A 19,281-nucleotide genomic window follows, 5' to 3' on the forward strand; every position below is an offset into this window, starting at 1 on the left:
CCTGTTCCGGGTGTGGGGCGTGCCTCAACCCCGCTCGGGTGTCCAGCTCTCGTTGAACCGACGCAGCAGCCGGGCGAACTCGGTCAGGTCCTCCGCCGGCCATTCCCGCAGGGACCGCTCCAGCTCGTCGAGCCGGGTCCCGCGCGCCGCGTCGAAACGGCGCTGCCCCTCCTCGGTCAGGCTGAGCTGGGCGGCCCGCCGGTCCACCGGATCCGGGTCGCGGCGGACCAGCCCGAGCGCCTCCAGCCCTCGGATCTGCCGGCTGAGCGTCCCCTTGCCGACCCCGAGCCGGGTGGCGAGGTCGGTCAACCGGGTCGAGCCGCTGCGCCGCAGCCAGAGCAGGAGGCCGTAGCTGTTCGGCTCCAGGTGCGGGTGCACCTCCTTGACCAGCCCCCAGGAGACCGTCCGGCCACGGCGCAGCAGGGTGGTCAACTCGTGCTCCACCGTCCGCAGCGGCTCCGGTAGCTGATCATCCACGGCACGAGGGTACGGTGCCCCGCTCAGCGCTGGGTGGTCAGTCGCCGGTACGCCACCGGATGCAGCGCGCCGTCGCTGGTGGTGCCCTCGATGGTCACCTCGGCCGCCCGGCCCTGGTGCAGCAGTGTGCCGACCGCGTTGCCGAAGTACGGGCCGCTGAGCTTGCGCCAGCGCACCGGTGACCGGCGTACCCCGGCGGAGCGGGCCAGCGCCCGGACCGCCGCCGAGGGGGCCGCCGACCAGCCGAGCCGCATCAGCGGACGCATCCCGGCCGGCACCTGGTTGTGGATCGGCGAGCAGGTGAGCTGGTGCACCGGGGTCACCATGCCGTCGGCGAAGCGGGCCCGCGCCACGTACGAGTGGTGCACGTCCCCGCCGAGCACGCTGATCGAGGCCGGGGGCGCGTACGCCGGCCCGGCCCCGACCCGGTCGCCGGGCGCGCCGGGTGATCCGGTGCCGATCCGCGCGAACAGCGCCCCGAGCGCGTCGAAGGACCGCTGGAAGGCGGCCCAGTGCTCCAGGTCCAGCGCCCGGCGCAGCTTCTCCGAGGCCCGGGCCACCCACGGCCGGCGGGAGGAGGCCAGCTTCTCGTTCCACGCCTCCACGTGGTGGATGCCCGGCGGCAGCAGCCAGGGCAGTGACGAGCCGACCACCAGGTGGTCGTAGACGCCGTGCGCCCGGTCGACGAACCACGCCCACTCGCCGGGCGGGAGCATCGCCCGCTGCGCCGGCTCCAGCACCCGGCTGCACCGGTTGTCCAGCATCACCAGCCGGGTCCGGCCGAGATCGAGCGCGTAGCTCCACTGGTACTGCACGTTGCGCCAACGCTCGGTGTCGTGCGCCAGGTCGGACTCGGTGTCGACCCGGCTGCCGAACTCGCGGAGCACCTCGGTGGCGTCGGTCCCGGCGGCGACGACCTTGGCGTAGACCGGGTCGGTGGCGATCTCGTCCGGGGAGAGGTTGCCCAGGTGCTGGTAGACCCAGTACGAGGCGAGGCCGCTGCCGATCCGCTCCGCCCACCACGGCTGCTCGCGCATCTCCGCCCGCCAGGCGGCCGAGGTGTTCCAGTCGTCGATGATCTCGTGGTCGTCGAAGATCATGACGCTGGGCACGGTGGAGAAGAGCCAGCGGATCTCCGGGTCCCGCCACGACTCCAGGTAGAGCTTGGTGTACTCGTCGAAGCTGACCACCTGGTCGGTGGGGGCGCCCGCCGGCCGGCGGCGGCGTCGGCGCAGCAGCCGCCGGACCGTCGGGGAGGTCTCGTCGGCGTAGACCTGGTCGCCGAGGAGCACCAGCAGGTCGGGCCGCTCCGGGCCGTCCGGGTCGGCCATCAGCCGGCGGGCGTACGCGTCCAGCGCGTCCGGCGGCAGCTTCCGCGCGGTGGAGTGCTGGGTGGTCTCCCGACACGAGCCGAAGACCAGGCGGACCGGCTGGTCCCGGTCGTCGGCGGCCCGGGTGCGGATCACGCTCGGCGGGAAGGAGCTGCGCGGCTCCGGCCAGGCCACCTCGTCGTCGACCAGCACCTCGTACGTCGAGGTGGTGTCCGGGGTGAGCCCCTCCACCACGACCAGCGCGTAGTGGTGGTCGTACGCGGTGAAGGTGGGGGAGCTGCCCTCGGCCCCGTCGGCGGTGCGGACCCGGACCACCGCGGGGGCGCTGGTCTCCACCCAGACGGTGGCCCGCGTGCCGACGACCCGTCGCAGCAACGGGCCGATGAGCAGGCGGGGACTCGGCATCAGAACCTCCGGGACGAGAGCGGCTCACCATTTCTACCCTGTCGCCGCACCGCGCACCCATGCCTCACGCCCCGCGTCACCGCTGTTCGCCCGGGGATCGGGCGCGGTGGCTGAGCCGACGACGCCGGCATCTGACAGGATTTCCGCATGGCGGATTACCTCGTAGTCGCACTGGTCCTGCTCGGTGTGCTGCTCCTGTCGCTCGTGGGGCTGGTCGTGCCGAAGCTGCGGCGGCGGCCGGAGCCCCGGCTGCCGGAGGCACAGGCACCCACCCGGGTCGAGGAGCGGCCCGTCGTCCCACCGGTCGAGGCACCCACCGAACCCGCCACCGGCGTGGTGGTCGAGCCGCCGGTGGTCGAGGTCCCACCGGTCATCGAGGTCCCGCCGCTGGACGTGCCCGAGCCGACCGCCGGGCGACTGGTCCGGCTGCGGTCCCGCCTGTCCCGTTCACAGAACGTCTTCGGCAAGGGGCTGCTCGGGCTGCTCAGCCGGGACCACCTCGACGAGGACGCGTGGGAGGAGATCGAGGACAGCCTGATCACCGCCGACGTCGGCATCGAGGCCACCCGCGAGATCGTCGACCGGCTCCGGGAGCGGACCCGGGTGCTCGGCACCCGCTCCACCACCGAGCTGCGCGCCCTGCTCGCCGCCGAGCTGGTCAACGCGCTCGACCCGACGCTGGACCGCTCACTGCGCACCGCACCGAAGGAGGGCATGCCGGCGGTGGTGCTGGTGGTCGGGGTCAACGGCGCGGGCAAGACCACCACCTGCGGCAAGATCGCCCGGGTGCTGGTCGCGGACGGCCGCAGCGTGCTGCTCGGCGCGGCCGACACCTTCCGGGCCGCCGCCGCCGACCAGTTGGAGACCTGGGGCGGGCGGGTCGGCGCGGAGACCGTGCGCGGCCCGGAGGCGGCCGACCCGGCCAGCGTCGCCTTCGACGCGGTGAAGCGGGGCATCGGCACCGGGGTGGACACCGTGCTGATCGACACCGCCGGCCGGCTCCAGAACAAGATCGGCCTGATGGACGAACTGGGCAAGGTCAAGCGGGTGGTGGAGAAGCACGGCCCGATCGACGAGACGCTGCTCATCCTGGACGCCACCACCGGGCAGAACGGTCTGGAACAGGCCCGGGTCTTCACCGAGGTGGTCAACGTCACCGGCGTGGTGCTCACCAAACTCGATGGCACCGCCAAGGGCGGTATCGTCATCGCCGTGCAGCGCAAACTCGGCATTCCGGTCAAGCTGGTGGGACTGGGCGAGGGCAAGGACGACCTGGCCCCCTTCGAGCCGACCCAGTTCGTCGACGCGCTGCTCGGCACCGAGCCGCTCGCCCGGGACGCGTAACCTCGGGTGACCACCGACGACCGCCGCCGCACCCGGTGGCGCGAGCACCGCTTGCCGGCACCGGCCCCGGGAGACCGTACGTGACCGCACAGGAGATCCCGCTGCACGGCGGGAACGTCAGCACCGTCGTCCGGGTGGGCGACACCGTCCGGCGCAACGCCGGGCCGTGGACCCCGGCGGTGCACGCCCTCCTGCGCCACCTGGAGTACGTCGGCTTCACCGGCGCGCCCCGGGCGTACGGGATGGACGAGCGCAACCGCGAGGTCCTGTCGTACCTGGAGGGGGAGTGCGGGGAGTACCCGCTCGCCCCGCACTGGGTCACCGACGAGGCGCTGGTGACCGTGGCGACGATGCTGCGGATGTTCCACGACGCCCAGTACGGCTTCGTCCCGCCGCCGGGGGCGGTCTGGCGCTCGTTCGGCCCGCCCCCGCCGGACACCGAGGTCATCTGCCACCACGACGCCGCCCCGCACAACGTCATCTGGCGGCCGGACGGCACCCTCGGGCTGATCGACTTCGACCTCGCCTCGCCGGGCGCGCGGATCTACGACGTCGCGTACGCGGCCTGGACCTGGGTGCCGATCTTCTCCGACCGGGACTCCTACACCCTCGGCTGGAAACGCCCCGACCGGCCGCGCCGGCTGCGGCTCTTCGCCGACGCGTACGGGCTGATCCCCCGGGACCGGCACCGGCTGATCCGGACCATCCGCAAGCGGATCGTGGACCACGTCGAGGGCATCCGCCGGATGGCCGCCGCCGGTGATCCGGCGTTCGTCCGGATCGTGCACAAGGGTCACCTCCGTCGCCCGATGCGCGACCTGCGGCTGCTCGACTACGAACGGCACGCCCTGGAGTGGGCGCTGCGCTGAGGTGCGGGTTTCGTCACACGTCCGAAACAACCCGTGACCGACCGGAAACCACGCCGGGACCGAAGGTGAAACAGCCGGGGCGGATTCTTTCGCGCATCCGGCGTACGGGCGACGCTGCCCCGGAAGCCGCGAAGGAGGGAACCTCACCTTTAGGAGGCCAGCGTGCCTGAAGCACCGACGATCGATACCGGCAACACCGCGTGGCTGCTGATATCGAGTGCGATCGTGCTGCTCATGACACCGGGTCTGGCGCTGTTCTACGGCGGCCTGAACCGGTCCAAGGGCGTGCTCAACATGATCATGATGAGTTTCTCGGCCATGGGGCTGGTCAGCATCCTCTGGCTGTTCTACGGCTTCAGCGTCGCCTTCGGCGCCGACCAGGGCGGCGTCATCGGTGACGTCGGCCAGTACCTCGGCACCAAGACCTTCATGGCCGAGACCGACCTGTGGGGCGAGACCGGCATCCCGCTCTACGTGTTCATGGCCTTCCAGATGATGTTCGCCATCATCACCGTCGCCCTGATCAGCGGGGCCATCTCCGACCGCGCCAAGTTCTCCGGCTGGCTGGTCTTCGCCTTCGGCTGGGCGACGCTGGTCTACTTCCCGGTGGCGCACTGGGTGTGGGGTGGCGGCTTCATCGGGGCCAAGCTCGGCGCGCTGGACTTCGCCGGGGGCACGGCGGTGCACATCAACGCCGGTGCCGCCGCGCTCGCCCTGGTGCTGGTGCTCGGCCGGCGGCTCGGCTGGCCGAAGGAGGCCATGAAGCCGCACAACGTCCCGATGGTGGCGCTCGGCACCGGCCTGCTCTGGTTCGGCTGGTTCGGGTTCAACGCCGGCTCCGAGCTGACCGCCGACGCGACCACCGCGATCGCCTTCCTCAACACCCAGGTCGCCACCGCCGCCGCCGTCCTCGGCTGGCTGGTCGTGGAGAAGGTCCGGGACGGGCGGCCCACCCTGGTGGGTGCCTCCTCCGGTGCCATCGCCGGTCTGGTCGCCATCACCCCGGCCTGCGCCTTCGTCGCCCCCTGGGCGGCGGTCCTGCTCGGCGTCGTCGCCGGTGCGGTCTGCGCCCTCGCCGTCGGCCTCAAGTACAAGCTCGGCTACGACGACTCCCTCGACGTGGTCGGCGTGCACTTCGTGGGCGGTTGGATCGGCTGCCTCTGGATCGGTCTCTTCGGCACCAGCTCGGTCAGCTCGCTCGTCGCCGACGAGGGCCTCTTCTACGGCGGCGGGGTGACCCAGCTCGGCGTCCAGGCGCTCAGCGCCCTGATCGTCACGGTCTACTCCTTCGCGGTGGCCTTCGCCCTCGGCTTCGTCATCCAGAAGACCATCGGCTTCCGGGTCTCCGCCGAGGCCGAGGTCAACGGCATCGACATCGCCGAGCACGCGGAGAGCGGCTACGACCTGTCGCCGTCGGGCGGCAGCGCGGGCGGCGCGTTCGCGATGGCCGGCATCGGCACCCCGACGGCGACGACGCCACCGAGGGGCGAGCCCGAACCCACCACCCCGGTCAGCGAGAAGGTCGCCGGCTAACGTTTCTGCGATGGAAGGGTTGGACATGAAGCTGGTGACCGCGGTCATCAAGCCGTATCAGCTGGACGCGGTGAAGGAGGCCCTGCACGCCCTCGGCGTGGCCGGCCTGACCGTCAGCGAGGTCCAGGGTTACGGCCGGCAGAAGGGGCACACCGAGGTCTACCGGGGTGCCGAGTACACGGTCGAGTTCCTGCCCAAGATCCGGGTCGAGGTGCTCACCGACGAGATCGACGTCGGGAAGGTCGTGGACGCCATCGTCGGCGCCGCCCGGACCGGCAAGATCGGCGACGGCAAGGTCTGGGTGACCGCCGTCGAGGAGGTCGTCCGGGTCCGTACCGGCGAGCGCGGCCTCGACGCCCTCTGATCGGCGACCCACGATGACCCCGCCGACCGCACCCGACCCGGCCGCCGCCCCCGGCGGCCCGGTCCCCGCGGTCGGCGGGGTCGCCGGTCCCGCTCCGGCGGTGGCCGGTGCCGACGATTCCGTTGCGGCGGGCGCCGGCATCGGTGCGGCCGCCCGCCACGAACGGGCCGAACGTCACGACCGGTGGCTGCGCACCCTGCTGCCCGAGCGGGACGGCGTGGCGCTGGTCGCCGTCGGGGGCCTCGGTCGCCGGCAGTGCGCCCCCTTCGCCGACCTCGACCTGGTGCTCGTGCACACCGGCGTGCCGGGCATCGACGACCTGGCCGCCTCGGTCTGGTACCCGGTCTGGGACGCCCGGCTCCAGCTGGACCACTCGGTACGCACCGTCGGCGAGGCACTGTCGGTGGCCCTCGACGACGTCAAGGTCTCTCTCGGCCTGCTCGACGCCCGGTACGTCGCCGGGGACCGGGCCGTCGCCGACGAGCTGGCCCGCACCGCCGCCGACCAGTGGCGACGCACCGCCGTCCGCCAGCTCCCCGCGCTGCGGGAGGCCACCGAGAGCCGCTGGCAGGCCCACGGCGAGTTGGCCTTCCTGCTCGAAGGGGACCTCAAGGAAGCGGCCGGCGGGCTGCGCGACGTGGGCATCCTGCGGGCCATCGCCACCGCCGGACTCACCGACGCGCTGCGCCCGGCCGTCCGGGCGGCCCATCTGCGCCTGCTGGACACCCGGGACGCCCTGCACCAGCAGGTCGGCCGGCGGGTGGACCGACTGCTCGCGCAGGAGCGCGCCGGCGTCGCCGCCCTGCTCGGCCTGCGCCAGCCCGCACCCGGCGCGTCCGTCGTGCCGCCGGGCGCCGTCGCGTCGCAGCCCCCGCCCGGTGCCGGGCCGGAGCCGGGAACCGTCCTCGGGCGAGCGCCGTCCGCCCCACCGGGTGCCCTCGTCGGCGACGGGGACGCGCTGCTGCGCCGGGTGGCCGGGGACGCCCGCACGGTCAGCCACGCGCTCGACGACGCCTGGCGGGCCGCCGACCGGCTCCGCGTCCGGCGGCGACGGGGTTCCGACGGTCGGCCGGTACGCCGCCCGGTCGCCCGGGACGTGGTCGAGCACGACGGCGAGCTGGTGCTCGCCCGTACCGCCATCGGGGCCCGCCCCGACCCGGCCCTGTCGCTCCGGGTGGCCGCCGCCGCGGCCACCACCCGGCTGCCGATCGCCCGCGCCACCTGCGAGTGGCTCGCCGCCTACTGCCCGCCGCTGCCGTCACCCTGGCCGGCGGAGGCCCGCACCGCGCTGGTCACCCTGCTCGGGGCCGGTCCGGGCCTGGTCGCCGCGTGGGAGACCTGCGACCGGTACGGGCTGGTCGACGCCTGGCTGCCCGAGTGGCCCCGGCTGCGCAGCCTGCCGCAGCACAACCCGGTGCACCGGTACACCGTGGACCGGCACCTGGTGCAGGCCGCCGCCGAGGCGAGCCGGTTCGCCCGCGAGGTCGACCGGCCCGACCTGCTGCTGCTCGGCGCGTTCCTGCACGACATCGGCAAGGGGCTGCCCGACGCCTCCGGGGCCGTCGCCGACCACAGCGTGCTCGGCGTGCCGCTGGCCGAGGCGGTGGCGACCCGGGTCGGGCTGCCCCCGGCCGAGGTGGCCCTGATCGGCACGCTGGTCCGGCTGCACCTGCTCCTGCCGGACGTGGCCACCCGGCGGGACCTGGACGACCCGGTGACCATCACCCGGGTCGCCGAGGCGGTCGGCGACATCGTCACCCTCGACCTGCTGCACGCCCTGGTCCGGGCGGACGCCGCGGCCACCGGGCCGGCCGCCTGGTCGGGCTGGAAGGGGCGGCTCGTCGCCGACCTCGTCCGCCGGGTCCGTACCGCGCTGGACACCGGTGCCCTGCCCGCGCCACCCGCTCCGGACCCGGCGCTGCTGGCGGGGCCGCTGCCGGTCGTGCACCTGACCGACGACACGGTGGCGGTGGCCGCGGCGGACCGGCGCGGTCTGCTCGCGACGGTGGCCGGCTGCCTGGCCCTGCACCGGCTGGAGGTGGTCGCCGCCGACGCCGCCACGGTCGACGGGCGGGCCCTGGTCACCTGCCGGGTGCAGCCCCGCTACGGGCTGCCGCCGGACCCGGTCGCGCTCACCGCCGACCTGCGCCGCGCCGTGGCCGGCGACGTCTCGGTCACCCAGCGGCTGCGCGGACGGGCCCCGACCGCGCGGGACGGCGGGGCCGCTCCCCGGGTGGTCTGGCACCGCGACGCGGCCACCGACGCCGTGGTGCTGGAACTGCGGGCGGCCGACGCCGCCGGACTGCTCTACCGGGTGACCAGCGCGCTGGACGCGGCCGGCGTCGAGGTGCGGGCGGCCCGGATCTCCACCCTCGGCGGGGACGTGGTGGACGCGTTCTACCTGGTCGGCGGCGGCCCGGACGAGGACGCCCGCCTCCACCTGGAAGCCGCCGTGCTGGCCGCCGTGTGAGTTCGGGTGGTAGCCGGGTTCGGTGGTAGCAGGGGACCCTTGTTACCGCATTTTGATGAGGAAGGGCCCCCTGCAACCACCTCGGCGCGGGCGTGCCCGTGCCCGGCCGGGAGCGGGGGTACGGGCGGCGGGCTACCCTAACGGTGGCCGGACCGTGTTCCCCGGCCGCGTTGTGCCCGCCGTAACACTGACAAACGGGATGTTCGCGTGTTTGACACCTTGAGTGACCGCCTCTCCGGGATCTTCACCAAGCTCCGCGGCAAGGGTCGGCTCACCGACGCCGACATCGACGCCACCGCGCGCGAGATCCGGCTGGCGCTGCTGGAGGCCGACGTCGCGCTGCCGGTGGTCAAGGGCTTCATCGCGAACGTCAAGGAGCGGGCGCGCGGCGTCGAGGTCTCCCAGGCGCTCAACCCGGCCCAGCAGATCGTCAAGATCGTCAACGAGGAGCTGATCGCCGTCCTCGGTGGCGAGGGGCGGCGACTCCAGTTCGCCAAGCAGCCGCCGACCGTGATCATGCTCGCCGGTCTCCAGGGTTCCGGTAAGACCACCCTCGCCGGCAAGCTGGCCCGCTGGCTCAAGGCCCAGGGGCACCAGCCGCTGCTGGTCGCCGCCGACCTCCAGCGTCCGAACGCCGTCGGGCAGCTCCAGGTCCTCGGTGGCCGGGCCGGCGTCGAGGTGTACGCCCCGGAGCCCGGCAACGGCACCGGTGACCCGGTGCAGGTGGCGCGGGCGTCGATCGAGCACGCCCGACGGGCCGCCCGGGACGTCGTCATCGTCGACACCGCCGGCCGGCTCGGCATCGACGCCGAGATGATGCAACAGGCCGCCGACATCCGGGACGCGGTCGACCCCGACGAGGTCATCTTCGTCATCGACGCGATGGTCGGTCAGGACGCCGTCCGCACCGCCGAGGCGTTCCGCGACGGCGTCGGCATCACCGGTGTGGTGCTGTCGAAGCTCGACGGCGACGCCCGTGGTGGTGCCGCGCTGTCGGTCCGGGAGGTCACCGGGCAGCCGATCCTGTTCGCCTCCACCGGCGAGAAGCTGGAGGACTTCGACGTCTTCCACCCGGACCGGATGGCCAGCCGGATCCTCGGCATGGGCGACGTCCTCACTCTGATCGAGCAGGCCGAGCAGGCCTTCGACTCCGATCAGAAGGAGAAGATGACCGCCAAGCTGATGGGCGGCGAGCAGTTCACCCTGGAGGACTTCCTCGACCAGCTCATCGCGGTCCGGCGGATGGGCCCGATCGCCAACGTGCTGGCCATGATGCCCGGCATGGGGCAGATGAAGGACCAGCTCGCCGAGCTGGACGACAAGCACTTCGACCGGGTCACCGCGATCATCCGGTCGATGACCCCGGGCGAGCGCACCAACCCGAAGATCATCAACGGCTCCCGGCGGGCGCGGATCGCCAACGGCTCCGGGGTCACCGTGATGGACGTCAACCAGCTGCTCAACCGCTTCGCCGACGCGCAGAAGATGATGAAGCAGATGGGCGGCATGATGGGGCTGCCGGGCGCGGGGCGCCGCAAGGCCACCAAGAGCCCGAAGAACAAGCGCAAGGGCACCAAGGGTGGCGGTCGGCCGCGTACCGGAGCGGGCGCCGGGGCCGGCCTGCCCGGCGGTTTCCCGGGCGGTATGCCGCAGCTCCCGCCGGGGGTGAACCCGAACGACCTGGGTGGGCAGCAGGGTCTCCCGCCGGGCTTCAAGCTGCCGAAGATCGACTTCAACAAGCTCGGCAAGGGCGGCGACGGCAGGCAGGGCTGATCGGCGCACGTAGCGGGAACCGACCGGACCTGCCAGGTCGATCCAGGGACGAGATCGCGGGGCGGCCCGGTCCCGGTCAGCGGTCCGCCGACGCCACCCGACCGACGACGTGGGGCCCGGCTTCCGCCGGGCCCCACGTCCTCACCTCAGGTCAGACGCCGAGGTCCGGGCGGTTGGTCACCCGGAGGGCGTTGACGATCGGCTGGCCGTAGCCGGCGTGCGTGACGAACCGGACGTTGAGCTGCCCGTCGGTCACCTGCACGGTGAACGTGCGGCTCAGCGCGGCGAAGCTGCCGACCTCACCGGCCACGTCCAGGGACGGCAGGACCTCCTGGCCCTCCAGCAGCACGTCGAAGACGCGCTTGTCCGGCCGCTGGCTGCGCACCTCGGCGAAGTCCAGCTCGACGGTGTACCAGCCGTCGGCGAGCCCGTCGACGCGGTACTCGTGCATCCCCTCACGCTGGTCGGCGAAGCGGGCCGGGTCGTTCGTACCGGTGATCGTCGTGGTGGTGTACCGACGGCTGGAGGTGCCGACGTACCCGGCCTTGCCGGCGGCGTACGCCTGGTCGGGCGACCAGGTCTGCCCCTCGACGTCGGTCCGGCCGGCGGTGCCACCGGCGTCGATCGCCAGCGTGTAGCTCGGCACGACCAGGGTGACCGGTACGACGATCACCGGCTTCCGGCCGCTGGCCGAGCTGATCTGCACCTTCGCCTGGTGGTGGCTGCCCGGCGCCAGTCCGGCGGTCCGGGTCACCACACCGACCGTGTGCCGGGCGCCGGCCGCCATCGTGGTGGTGGTGCCGGACAGCTCCAGCCAGCCGATGTCCGCCGGCAGGCCGTCGGAGTCCAGCTCCGTCACGGTGACGTCGGTGCCGAGCGCACCGGTGTTGCTCAGGGCGATCGACCGGCCGCGGGTCTGCTCGGCCGGGGCGGTCACCACGAGGCTGGTGACGTTGGCGCCGATCCGGGCGGTGCGCAGCGCCGCCGACCGGACCTCCGAGCCACCGGCGGCCAGGGTGACCGTGGCGGCGGCGGTCTCGTAGTTCTCCGACGCGAGCCCCAGCGTGACCGCACCGGTCGGCGCCTGGAGCAGGTACCGGCCGTTGGCGTCCGAGGTGTCGCTGACCGTCACGTCGCCGACCGTGGCGCTGACCGTGGCCCCGGCCACCGGCAGCCCGTCGTTGGCGTCGGTGACCGCGCCGGAGACCACGCCGGTGCGGGTGGTACGGAAGGCGATGGCGGTGCCGTCGGCGATCGCGCCGCTGTTGAACGAGTAGAGGAAGCCGGCGGTGCCGTTCTCGTTCTCCAGGCCGATGGTGGCCCCGGTGCCGGTCTCCGCGCCGGTGCCGTCGACGTCCTGGTAGCGGTAGACGACCGAACCGTCCTCACCGATCGTGGCGCTGAACGTCAGCCGCTGGCTGCGGTCGGCGTAGATCGCCACGTTGCGCCACTCCACCGTGAAGCTGCGGCGCGGGGCGCTGCCGGTGATCGTGGTGTAGATGCCCGAGTCGGCCTCGACGTAGAGGTCGTCCCAGAACGGGAAGAGGGCGAGGTTCGGGGTGCCCGCGGTCGGGATCGTGGTGTTGGTGCGGTTGGTGGTGGCGGTGCCGAAGCCCAGCACGCCGTTGCTGCTCACCCAGGCGTCCTTGTACGACTTGCCGTACAGCGGCACCCGGAACGGCAGGGCCACCGTGGCGGTCCGGTCGTCGCCGGTGATGTTCAGCAGCTGGGTGCCCGGGACGAAGCTGCCCCCGGCCGCGCCGCAGGCGTACCCGAAGGTGTCCACCCGGTCGGGCAGGGTGACGTCCAGGTCCGTGTCGGCGTTGACCGTCGCCGGCTGGGTGACCGCGTCCGCGCACCGGTAGGCGTGCGTGAAGCGAACGTCGTACTTGCCCTGCGGGACGGTGACCGAGTAGTTGCCCTGCGCGTCCGCGGTGGCGGTGAGCGGGGTGTTCAGCACGCTGACGGTGGCGCCCGCGGCCGGTCCGGCGGAGGTGCTCACCGTGCCGCTGAGCGTGGCCGAGGGGGCCTGCTCGACGACGATGTCCTTGGTGACCGTCTGGTTCTCGGTGACCGTCAGCTGCCCGGTGGCGGTGAGGTAGCCGAACTTGCTGACCGTGAGGGTGTAGTCGCCGACCATGAGCCGGTCGAACCCGTACGAGCCGTCGGCCGCGGTGGCACCGGTGCGGGTCATCGGGCCGGTCACGGTCACGGTGGCCCCGGCCAGCGGCGCGCCGCCGGAGGTGACGTGGCCGTTCGCGGTGCCGAGCGCGCCGCGCGGGGTGGCGTTCACCGCCGCGTACGCGTCGAGCCGGCCCTCACCGAAGACGTTGTTCTTCTCGACGGTGCCGCCGCAGGTGAGCGCGTCCACGTTGATGGCGGTCTGGTCCAGGATGGCCCGGGTCGCGGCGACGTCACCGTGGATGGCGGGGGAGGCCGACCACATCAGCGCCACCGTGGCGGCGGTGTGCGGCGAGGCCATCGAGGTGCCGCTGAACGACCCGTACCCGGTACGGGTGGACGAGCGGACGTTCGCACCCGGGGCGGCGATGTTCGGCTTGATCTCGCCGTTCTCGCCGGTGCCCCGGCTGGAGAAGCTGGCGATCGCGTTGTTCACGTCGAACGCGCCGGAGCTGTAGCTGATCGAGTACATCCCGGGGCTGCCGGAGGTGTTGCAGCCCGGTCCGCTGTTGCCGTTGGAGAACGCCGGGAAGATGCCGGCGGCCACCCAGGCCGAGACGGTCTCGGCGTACCACGGGTCGTAGGTGGTGTTGCCCCACGAGTTGTTGATGACGTCCGGCGCGAGGTCCGGGCGGGGGTTCTGGCCGTTGATGTCGGTGGGGGCGAGCATCCACTGCCCGGAGGCCAGCAGCGAGGTCCGGGAGCAGGAGCTGGACTCGCAGCCCTTGGCGGCGATCCACTTCGCGTTCGGGGCGACGCCGACGACGTTCTCGCCGTCCAGGCCGACCATGCTGCCCATGGTGTGGCTGCCGTGGTCGTTGTTGTCGCAGGGCTCGTCGGCGCTGCACGCGCCGGACGGGTCGTACCAGCTGTAGTTGTGGTCGTAGGTGCCGTCGGCCTTACGGCCCCGGTAGCTGGCGTTGAGCGCGGGGTGCAGGTAGTTGACCCCGGTGTCGATGCCACCGATGACGACGCCCTCGCCCCGGACACCCAGCTCGTTCCAGACCCGGGGAGCGCTGATCCGGTCGATGTTCCACTCGATGCCGTTCACCGTGGCGACGGTCTGGCCGGGGAGCGGCTCGGGGATGGTCACCGGGTCGTCGGCGACGATCTCACGGACCTCACCACGCGTGGCCAACTCCTCGAGGAGCTTGGCGTCGCCGGTGACCTTGATGGTGTTGACCAGCCAGAAGGGCGTGAACTCGGCCCCCCGCTTGGTCAGCAGGCCGCGGAGTCCGGCCTGGCTGCGCTCGGCGTGGGCGGTCTTGGCGCGCAGCACGGCGGCGCCCTTCTCCGCCTTGGTGCGCAGCTTCGACGTGCTGGTCAGGTCGGCCGAGCTGTCGAGGAAGACCCAGAAGGCCGACTTGCCGGTGCTGGCGATCCGGTTGGTGACCTTCTTGTCGACCTTGGCGGCCACCGCCCGAGCGGCGGCGGCCTGGTCCGGCGCGGCCGAGGCGGGCTGCCCGACGGCACCGACGGGAATGGTCAGGCCGACCGCGAGGCCGAGCGCTGCCACACGCCATCTTCGTGGTGACACGGTTGTGATGCTCCTTTGTGAGGCGAGGCGGAGGTCCCGGTGCCCCGGGATCCATCGGAGCATCCTGATGCCGAGCGGCCCCAACATCAAGACAGGCTTAAATTGATAAATCTGTCAATCGACCGTTCGTGTCGCCGTGGGTGTTGGTTTCGTTACCGTTCGGCCGGAGGTGTGGGGGAGGCTGCCGGGCCCGTCCCGGTCCACCGGCCTCCGGCGCGGCCGGGAAGAATGGCTCGCGACCGCCCGCTACCGGCTGAGACGGAGGACGAATGGCCTGGCACGTACGCGGCGTGGTGCTTCCCGACGACGAGGAGCGCGACCTGTGGCTGGTGGGGGACCGGGTGACCTTCGAGCCGGTCGCCGGCGCGGAGACGATCGCCGACGGCGGATGGATTCTGCCCGGCCTGGTCGACGCGCACTGCCACATCGGCATCGCCCGGGGTGGCGCACCGGTCGGCTCGCTGGAGCAGGCGCGGGAACTGGCCATCGTCGACCGGGACGCCGGGGTGCTGGCCATCCGGGACGCCGGTTCGCCGTACCCGTACCCGGAACTCGACGACGACCCCGACGTGCCGCGCCTGGCCCGCGCCGGCCGGCACATCGCCCCACCCCGGCGCTACCTGCGCGACATCGGGGTGGAGGTGCCGGCGGCGGAGGTCACCGCCACGGTGGCCGCGCAGGCCCGCGCCGGCAACGGCTGGGTCAAGCTGGTCGGCGACTGGATCGACCGGGGGGTCGGGGACCTCGCCCCGGCCTGGGACGCGGCGACCATGACCGCGGCGGTCGAGGCCGCCCACGCCGCCGGGGTACGCGCCGCGGTGCACACCTTCTCCGAGGAGGCCGTCGCGATCATGGTGCGGGCCGGGGTGGACTCGGTGGAGCACGGCACCGGCCTGCGCGTCGACCTGGTCGACGAGATGGCCCGACGGGGGACCGCCCTGGTGCCCACCATGATCAACATTCAGACCTTCGGCCGGATCGCCGACCAGGCCCGGGAGAAGTTCCCCGGGTACGCCGACCACATGCTCGCCCTGCGGGACGGCTTTCCCGACGTGGTCCGGGCCGCGTACGAGGCCGGTGTGCCGATCTACGTCGGCACCGACGCGGGCGGTGGCATCGACCACGGGCTGGCCGCCGACGAGATGCTGTTGCTGCACGAGCGGGCCGGCATGACCCCGGCGGACGTGCTCGCCGCCGCCTCCTGGGGCGGGCGCGCCTGGCTCGGCTTCGGCGGGCTCACCGAGGGCGGTCCCGCCGACCTCGTCGTCTACCCCGAGGATCCGCGTCGGGACCTGCGCGTCGTGCGGGCCCCCTCCCGCGTCGTCCTCCGGGGTCGCCCGCTCCGCTGACCTCCTCGCGGCGCCGGCCTCAGGTCCGCACCCGGGTGGCCAGGCCCGACTCGCGCAGATGGGTGCGCTGCCCGTCGGCCACGACGACCTCCACGACGATCAGGACGAAGGAGACGGCCGCCAGCACGCCCAGCGCGCCGATCGCCGGCATCTGCCGTGCGACGGGGACGAGTGCGACCAGCACCAGCACCGCGATCACCCGGGTCCAGATGATCGTCCTGAGCGCCCGGGCGGTCCGCAGCTGGTAGGCGACGTTGGCCAGGAGGAAGAGGACGATCCCCCCGTAGAGGCCGAAGATGCCGATGGCGGACAGCGGTTCGTCGGGGTGGCGGTCTTCGACGTGGCCGACGCTCTTGACCAGCTCGCGTATCCCGAGGGCCGGCAGGAGGATGCCGGCGACCATGGGTAGGTGCAGGTAGCTGTAGGCGTCGCGGGCGAGGGCGAACCTGGTTCTCGGGTCGGCACGTTCGAGGACCTGCTCACCGACGAGCGCCACCACGTCGAAGTAGGTCCACAGCAGCGCGCCGGTGACGGTCATGGCCAGCATGACCGCGAGCAGGAGCGGCCAGCTGATCGACACGTCGGAGCTGGCCGTCCCGATCGAGATGATCGACTCGCCCACGGCCACGATCAGGATCAGTCCGTGCCGCTCGCACCAGTGCCGGGCGGAGAAGATGCCGATCTCCCAGACGGGCAGCGTGAAGCTGGTCGCGTAGTCCACGAGCACGGCCAGTAGCCAGAGGAGGGTCACGGTGATGGCGACCTGACGCTGGTCGGCGAGGATCCGGTGCGGCACGAGTGCGGCGAAGACGAGCAGGGCGGTGGTGCCGAGCATCGGCACCGCGGGCACCAGGATGTGCCGGGCCAGGTCGTGGGCCGAGACGGCGTACGCATACAGCGCCAGGTGCAGCGCCCGCACCAGGAAGTAGCAGACGGGGAAGACGAGCGGGCCGTACAACCCGCCGGGCCGGTCGACGAACGCGACGAGGGTCGACATCGCCATCACGAAGGTGATCGCGGTGACCAGGAACAACCCGAACCGCATCACCCCGAAGCTGGCCTGGAGATTGTTGCTCAGCCACGCGAAGGAGGACCAGGCCGACCAGAGCAGGGCCAGCACGAGCGCCCCGCGGAGCACGCCCTGAGGGGTGTAGTCGCTCAGGATCAGCGTGCCGAGCTGGACGAAGGCGAACACGAAGACCAGGTCGAAGAAGAGCTCCTCGGTGGCCGTACGCGTGCCCTCGACCACCCGCCGCCGACCGAACAGGCTGCCGACGGCGTCGCGGAGCAGTACGCGTACCGGCTTGTGCCCTCTGGTCTTCCCCCCGCCACCTCCGGCTGTCGCTCGGTCTTCCGTCACCGGGCCAGTCTGGCAGGTTGCTCGACCCGGAATGGTCTGGTTCGTGCTGGTAGGCCCGATCCTGTCGGCCGGACGCGACGACCGCCTGGTCCGGCGATCAGGGCGTCGGCGGGGCGACCCGCCGGGGACGGGTGCCGGTGACGTCCTGATCGGCCAGCGGGGTGACGGTGGTGGCGGAAAGGAGGTGGAGCGTGAGGTTCGTCAGGTGCCGCGCGGTCCGGTCGGGGGGTGCCTGCGGCAGCACGATGTGGCTGACCACCAGGCGGACGACCGCGTCGGCGGCGAAGGCCAGGGCCACCGGGTCGGCCTCCGGCAGCCGGTGACCGGCCCACTCCAGCAACGCGCCCGTCGCCTCGTCGAGCACCAGCTCGGCCCGCGTGGTCAGGTACGGCAGCAGCGCGTCCGAGCCGCCCCGGGCGCTGGTCAGGATCGCCTTGATCAACGGATTGCCGGCCGCCTCGGCGAGGGTGTGCGCGATCGCCGCGTACGCCCCGGCCCGTACGTCGTCGCCGTGCCGGCGCAGCGCCGCCCGGACGTCCGCCACGAACCGGTCGACCTCCCGCCGGGCGAGCGCCTCGGCCAGCCCCGCCTTGCTGCCGAACTCGTTGTAGACGGTCTGCCGACTGACCCCGGCCGCGCCCGCGACACTGCCCATGCGGACGCCGTCCCAGCCGACGGCGACGGCCTGCGCGCGGGCGGCGTCGACGATCGTGTCGCGCAGCCGCTGCCGCGCGGTGTCCCGGATCCCGTCCATCCGGCCGAAGTCTACGGTGACCGCCGTGCCCGGTCGGTTGGTCGCTCGGCGGTTGCCGGGCGGTTGTCCGGTGGTTGCAGGGGACCCCTCCTCGACAGAAAGCGGTAGCAGGGGGCCCCTGCAGCCAGGGCAGCGGCGGCGCGGGCGATGCGTCAGCCGAGCCAGCGGGCCATCAGCAGGGTGGCGTCGTCAGCCAGCTCGTCGTTCTGGTGATCGAGGATGGCGTGCACCAACCGGCGGGTGGTCTCCGGCGCGGGCAGACCGTCGGCCAGGGCCCGGACGGTGAAGTCGACCAGCCGGTCCACGCCGAACGGCTCACCGTCGGCCGACCGCGCCTCGGTGATGCCGTCGGTGTAGAGCAGCACGTCGTCGCCGGGTTGCAGGTCCTCCTCGATCACCCGCGGGGGTTGCAGGTCGCCCAGGGTCATCGGCAGCGCGGTCGGCGTCGGCAGGATCCGCACCATCCTGCCGCCGCGCAGCACCAGCCCGCTCGGATGCCCGGCCGAGATCGCCCGGAGCCGCCCGGTGGCCTGGTCCAGTTCAACCAGGATCGCTGTGATCATCCCGGCCCGGTCGTAGGCGCGGACAGCCCGGTCGATGTGGTGGTACGTCTCGACCAGCGGCAGTGCGCCGCGACGGGCATTGCGGTACGCGGCCAGCGCGATCGAGGCGAGCACCGCGGCCCGCAGTCCGCCCTGGGAGCCGTGGCCGACCGCGTCGAAGAGCGCCAGGTGGGCCAGGTCGCCGTTGACGGAGTAGTCGAAGGCGTCCCCGCCCACCTCGTAGCAGGGTTCCAGCAGTCCGCTGATCACCAGCCGTTCGGTGGCGAAGGTGAGCGGCGGTAGCTGGCCGCGCAGCAGCTCGGCGGGGAGCTGCATCGGCGCCCGTCGCCGGACCAGTTCCAGGGTGTCGCCGTACAGGCCCCGGGTGACCACCAGTTCGGCCAGCAGGGTGGCCAGGACCCGTAGGTCGTCGCGGCGCTCCGCGTCGTAGCCGCCGGCACTGACCACCTCCAGCACCCCGAGCCGCTCGGCACCGTCGAGGACGGGTGTCCAGAGCGACACCCCCTCCGCACCGGGGACCTCGTGGTCGGTCAGCGTGCTGAACGTCCGTCCGGCGATGGTGCCGGAGATCGTCACCGGTTGGCGGGCCGGGGCGAGTGTGCCGGCGAACGGCACCAGCCACCGTTGCTGGTGGTCGACGAGGTAGAGCAGCACTGCGCTCGCGTCCAGCAGTGGTGCGATCCGCATCGCCAGGTCCGGCAGGTCCTCCGGGCGGGCGCGGTGCGACGCGTGCAGCACCCGGCGTAGTGCCTCGGCAAGGTCCACCGTCCGCCTCTCCGTTCTCCGCGTCGCCCGCCGGGTCGTCCGTCCCGGTCGCCGGGCGACCGGGAGGCGGGCGGTGCGGTCCGGCAGCCCGGAGACGACCACCTCATGATGGCAGAGCCGCCTGCCGGGCCGCCCGGGGCACCGGACCCGCCGCGTCCGGGACCGGGAGCCGCGCCGGGAACACGGGACCCGCCGGATGCAACACG

General features: G+C 72.8%; 12 protein-coding genes and 1 pseudogene. 7 read left to right on the plus strand and 6 right to left on the minus strand.

Going from position 1 to position 19,281, the window contains the following annotated elements; all coding sequences use genetic code 11:
* Positions 1-24 precede the first annotated feature (24 nt).
* Both IGA62_RS19810 and IGA62_RS19815 read right to left on the minus strand, forming a co-directional pair.
* Entirely contained in the window at positions 25-477 is a 453-nt protein-coding gene (locus IGA62_RS19810; protein WP_145819389.1) for a MarR family winged helix-turn-helix transcriptional regulator, read from the minus strand.
* Between the two features lie 23 nt (positions 478-500).
* The gene (locus IGA62_RS19815; RefSeq protein WP_145819388.1) at positions 501-2,213 is read right to left on the minus strand and encodes an alkaline phosphatase D family protein; all 1,713 of its coding nucleotides are present in this window, start codon (positions 2,211-2,213) and stop codon (positions 501-503) included.
* Between the two features lie 147 nt (positions 2,214-2,360).
* Here IGA62_RS19815 and ftsY point away from each other — a divergent pair, with 147 nt between their 5' ends.
* From ftsY to ffh, 6 genes and pseudogenes are all read left to right on the plus strand, one after another.
* Positions 2,361-3,557 (plus strand): signal recognition particle-docking protein FtsY, encoded by a 1,197-nt coding sequence (gene ftsY / locus IGA62_RS19820; protein ID WP_091458334.1) that lies wholly within the window; start codon positions 2,361-2,363, stop codon positions 3,555-3,557.
* A gap of 80 nt (positions 3,558-3,637) precedes the next feature.
* Positions 3,638-4,426, plus strand: a complete 789-nt coding sequence (locus tag IGA62_RS19825; RefSeq protein ID WP_088980205.1) for an aminoglycoside phosphotransferase family protein — start codon at positions 3,638-3,640, stop codon at positions 4,424-4,426.
* A gap of 162 nt (positions 4,427-4,588) precedes the next feature.
* The gene (locus IGA62_RS19830; protein WP_145819387.1) at positions 4,589-5,959 is read left to right on the plus strand and encodes an ammonium transporter; all 1,371 of its coding nucleotides are present in this window, start codon (positions 4,589-4,591) and stop codon (positions 5,957-5,959) included.
* Between the two features lie 25 nt (positions 5,960-5,984).
* Positions 5,985-6,323: a P-II family nitrogen regulator gene (locus IGA62_RS19835; protein ID WP_186500327.1), complete on the plus strand. Its 339-nt coding sequence runs from the start codon at positions 5,985-5,987 to the stop codon at positions 6,321-6,323.
* Positions 6,324-6,450: 127 nt separating this feature from the next.
* Positions 6,451-8,793, plus strand: a pseudogene (locus IGA62_RS19840) ([protein-PII] uridylyltransferase); the annotation flags it as partial.
* Between the two features lie 207 nt (positions 8,794-9,000).
* Positions 9,001-10,566: a signal recognition particle protein gene (gene ffh / locus IGA62_RS19845; protein WP_145819384.1), complete on the plus strand. Its 1,566-nt coding sequence runs from the start codon at positions 9,001-9,003 to the stop codon at positions 10,564-10,566.
* Between the two features lie 151 nt (positions 10,567-10,717).
* Here the strand turns inward: ffh and IGA62_RS19850 are convergent, their stop codons facing one another.
* Entirely contained in the window at positions 10,718-14,263 is a 3,546-nt protein-coding gene (locus IGA62_RS19850; RefSeq protein WP_198501086.1) for a S8 family serine peptidase, read from the minus strand.
* 290 nt (positions 14,264-14,553) lie between these two features.
* Here IGA62_RS19850 and IGA62_RS19855 point away from each other — a divergent pair, with 290 nt between their 5' ends.
* Positions 14,554-15,633, plus strand: coding sequence for an amidohydrolase family protein (locus IGA62_RS19855; RefSeq protein ID WP_145819383.1), 1,080 nt, complete (start codon positions 14,554-14,556; stop codon positions 15,631-15,633).
* A gap of 19 nt (positions 15,634-15,652) precedes the next feature.
* Here IGA62_RS19855 and IGA62_RS19860 read toward each other — a convergent pair whose 3' ends face one another.
* From IGA62_RS19860 to IGA62_RS19870, 3 genes are all read right to left on the minus strand, one after another.
* On the minus strand, positions 15,653-16,993 hold the full coding sequence (locus IGA62_RS19860; protein WP_186499991.1) for a low temperature requirement protein A: 1,341 nt from the start codon (positions 16,991-16,993) through the stop codon (positions 15,653-15,655).
* A gap of 97 nt (positions 16,994-17,090) precedes the next feature.
* Positions 17,091-17,747 (minus strand): TetR family transcriptional regulator, encoded by a 657-nt coding sequence (locus IGA62_RS19865; RefSeq protein WP_145819381.1) that lies wholly within the window; start codon positions 17,745-17,747, stop codon positions 17,091-17,093.
* A 152-nt stretch (positions 17,748-17,899) separates the two neighbouring features.
* Positions 17,900-19,075 (minus strand): PP2C family protein-serine/threonine phosphatase, encoded by a 1,176-nt coding sequence (locus tag IGA62_RS19870; RefSeq protein WP_145819380.1) that lies wholly within the window; start codon positions 19,073-19,075, stop codon positions 17,900-17,902.
* Between the last annotated feature and the right edge of the window lie 206 nt (positions 19,076-19,281).

This window comes from Micromonospora sagamiensis, from assembly GCF_014680085.1.
GTDB lineage: Bacteria > Actinomycetota > Actinomycetes > Mycobacteriales > Micromonosporaceae > Micromonospora > Micromonospora inyonensis.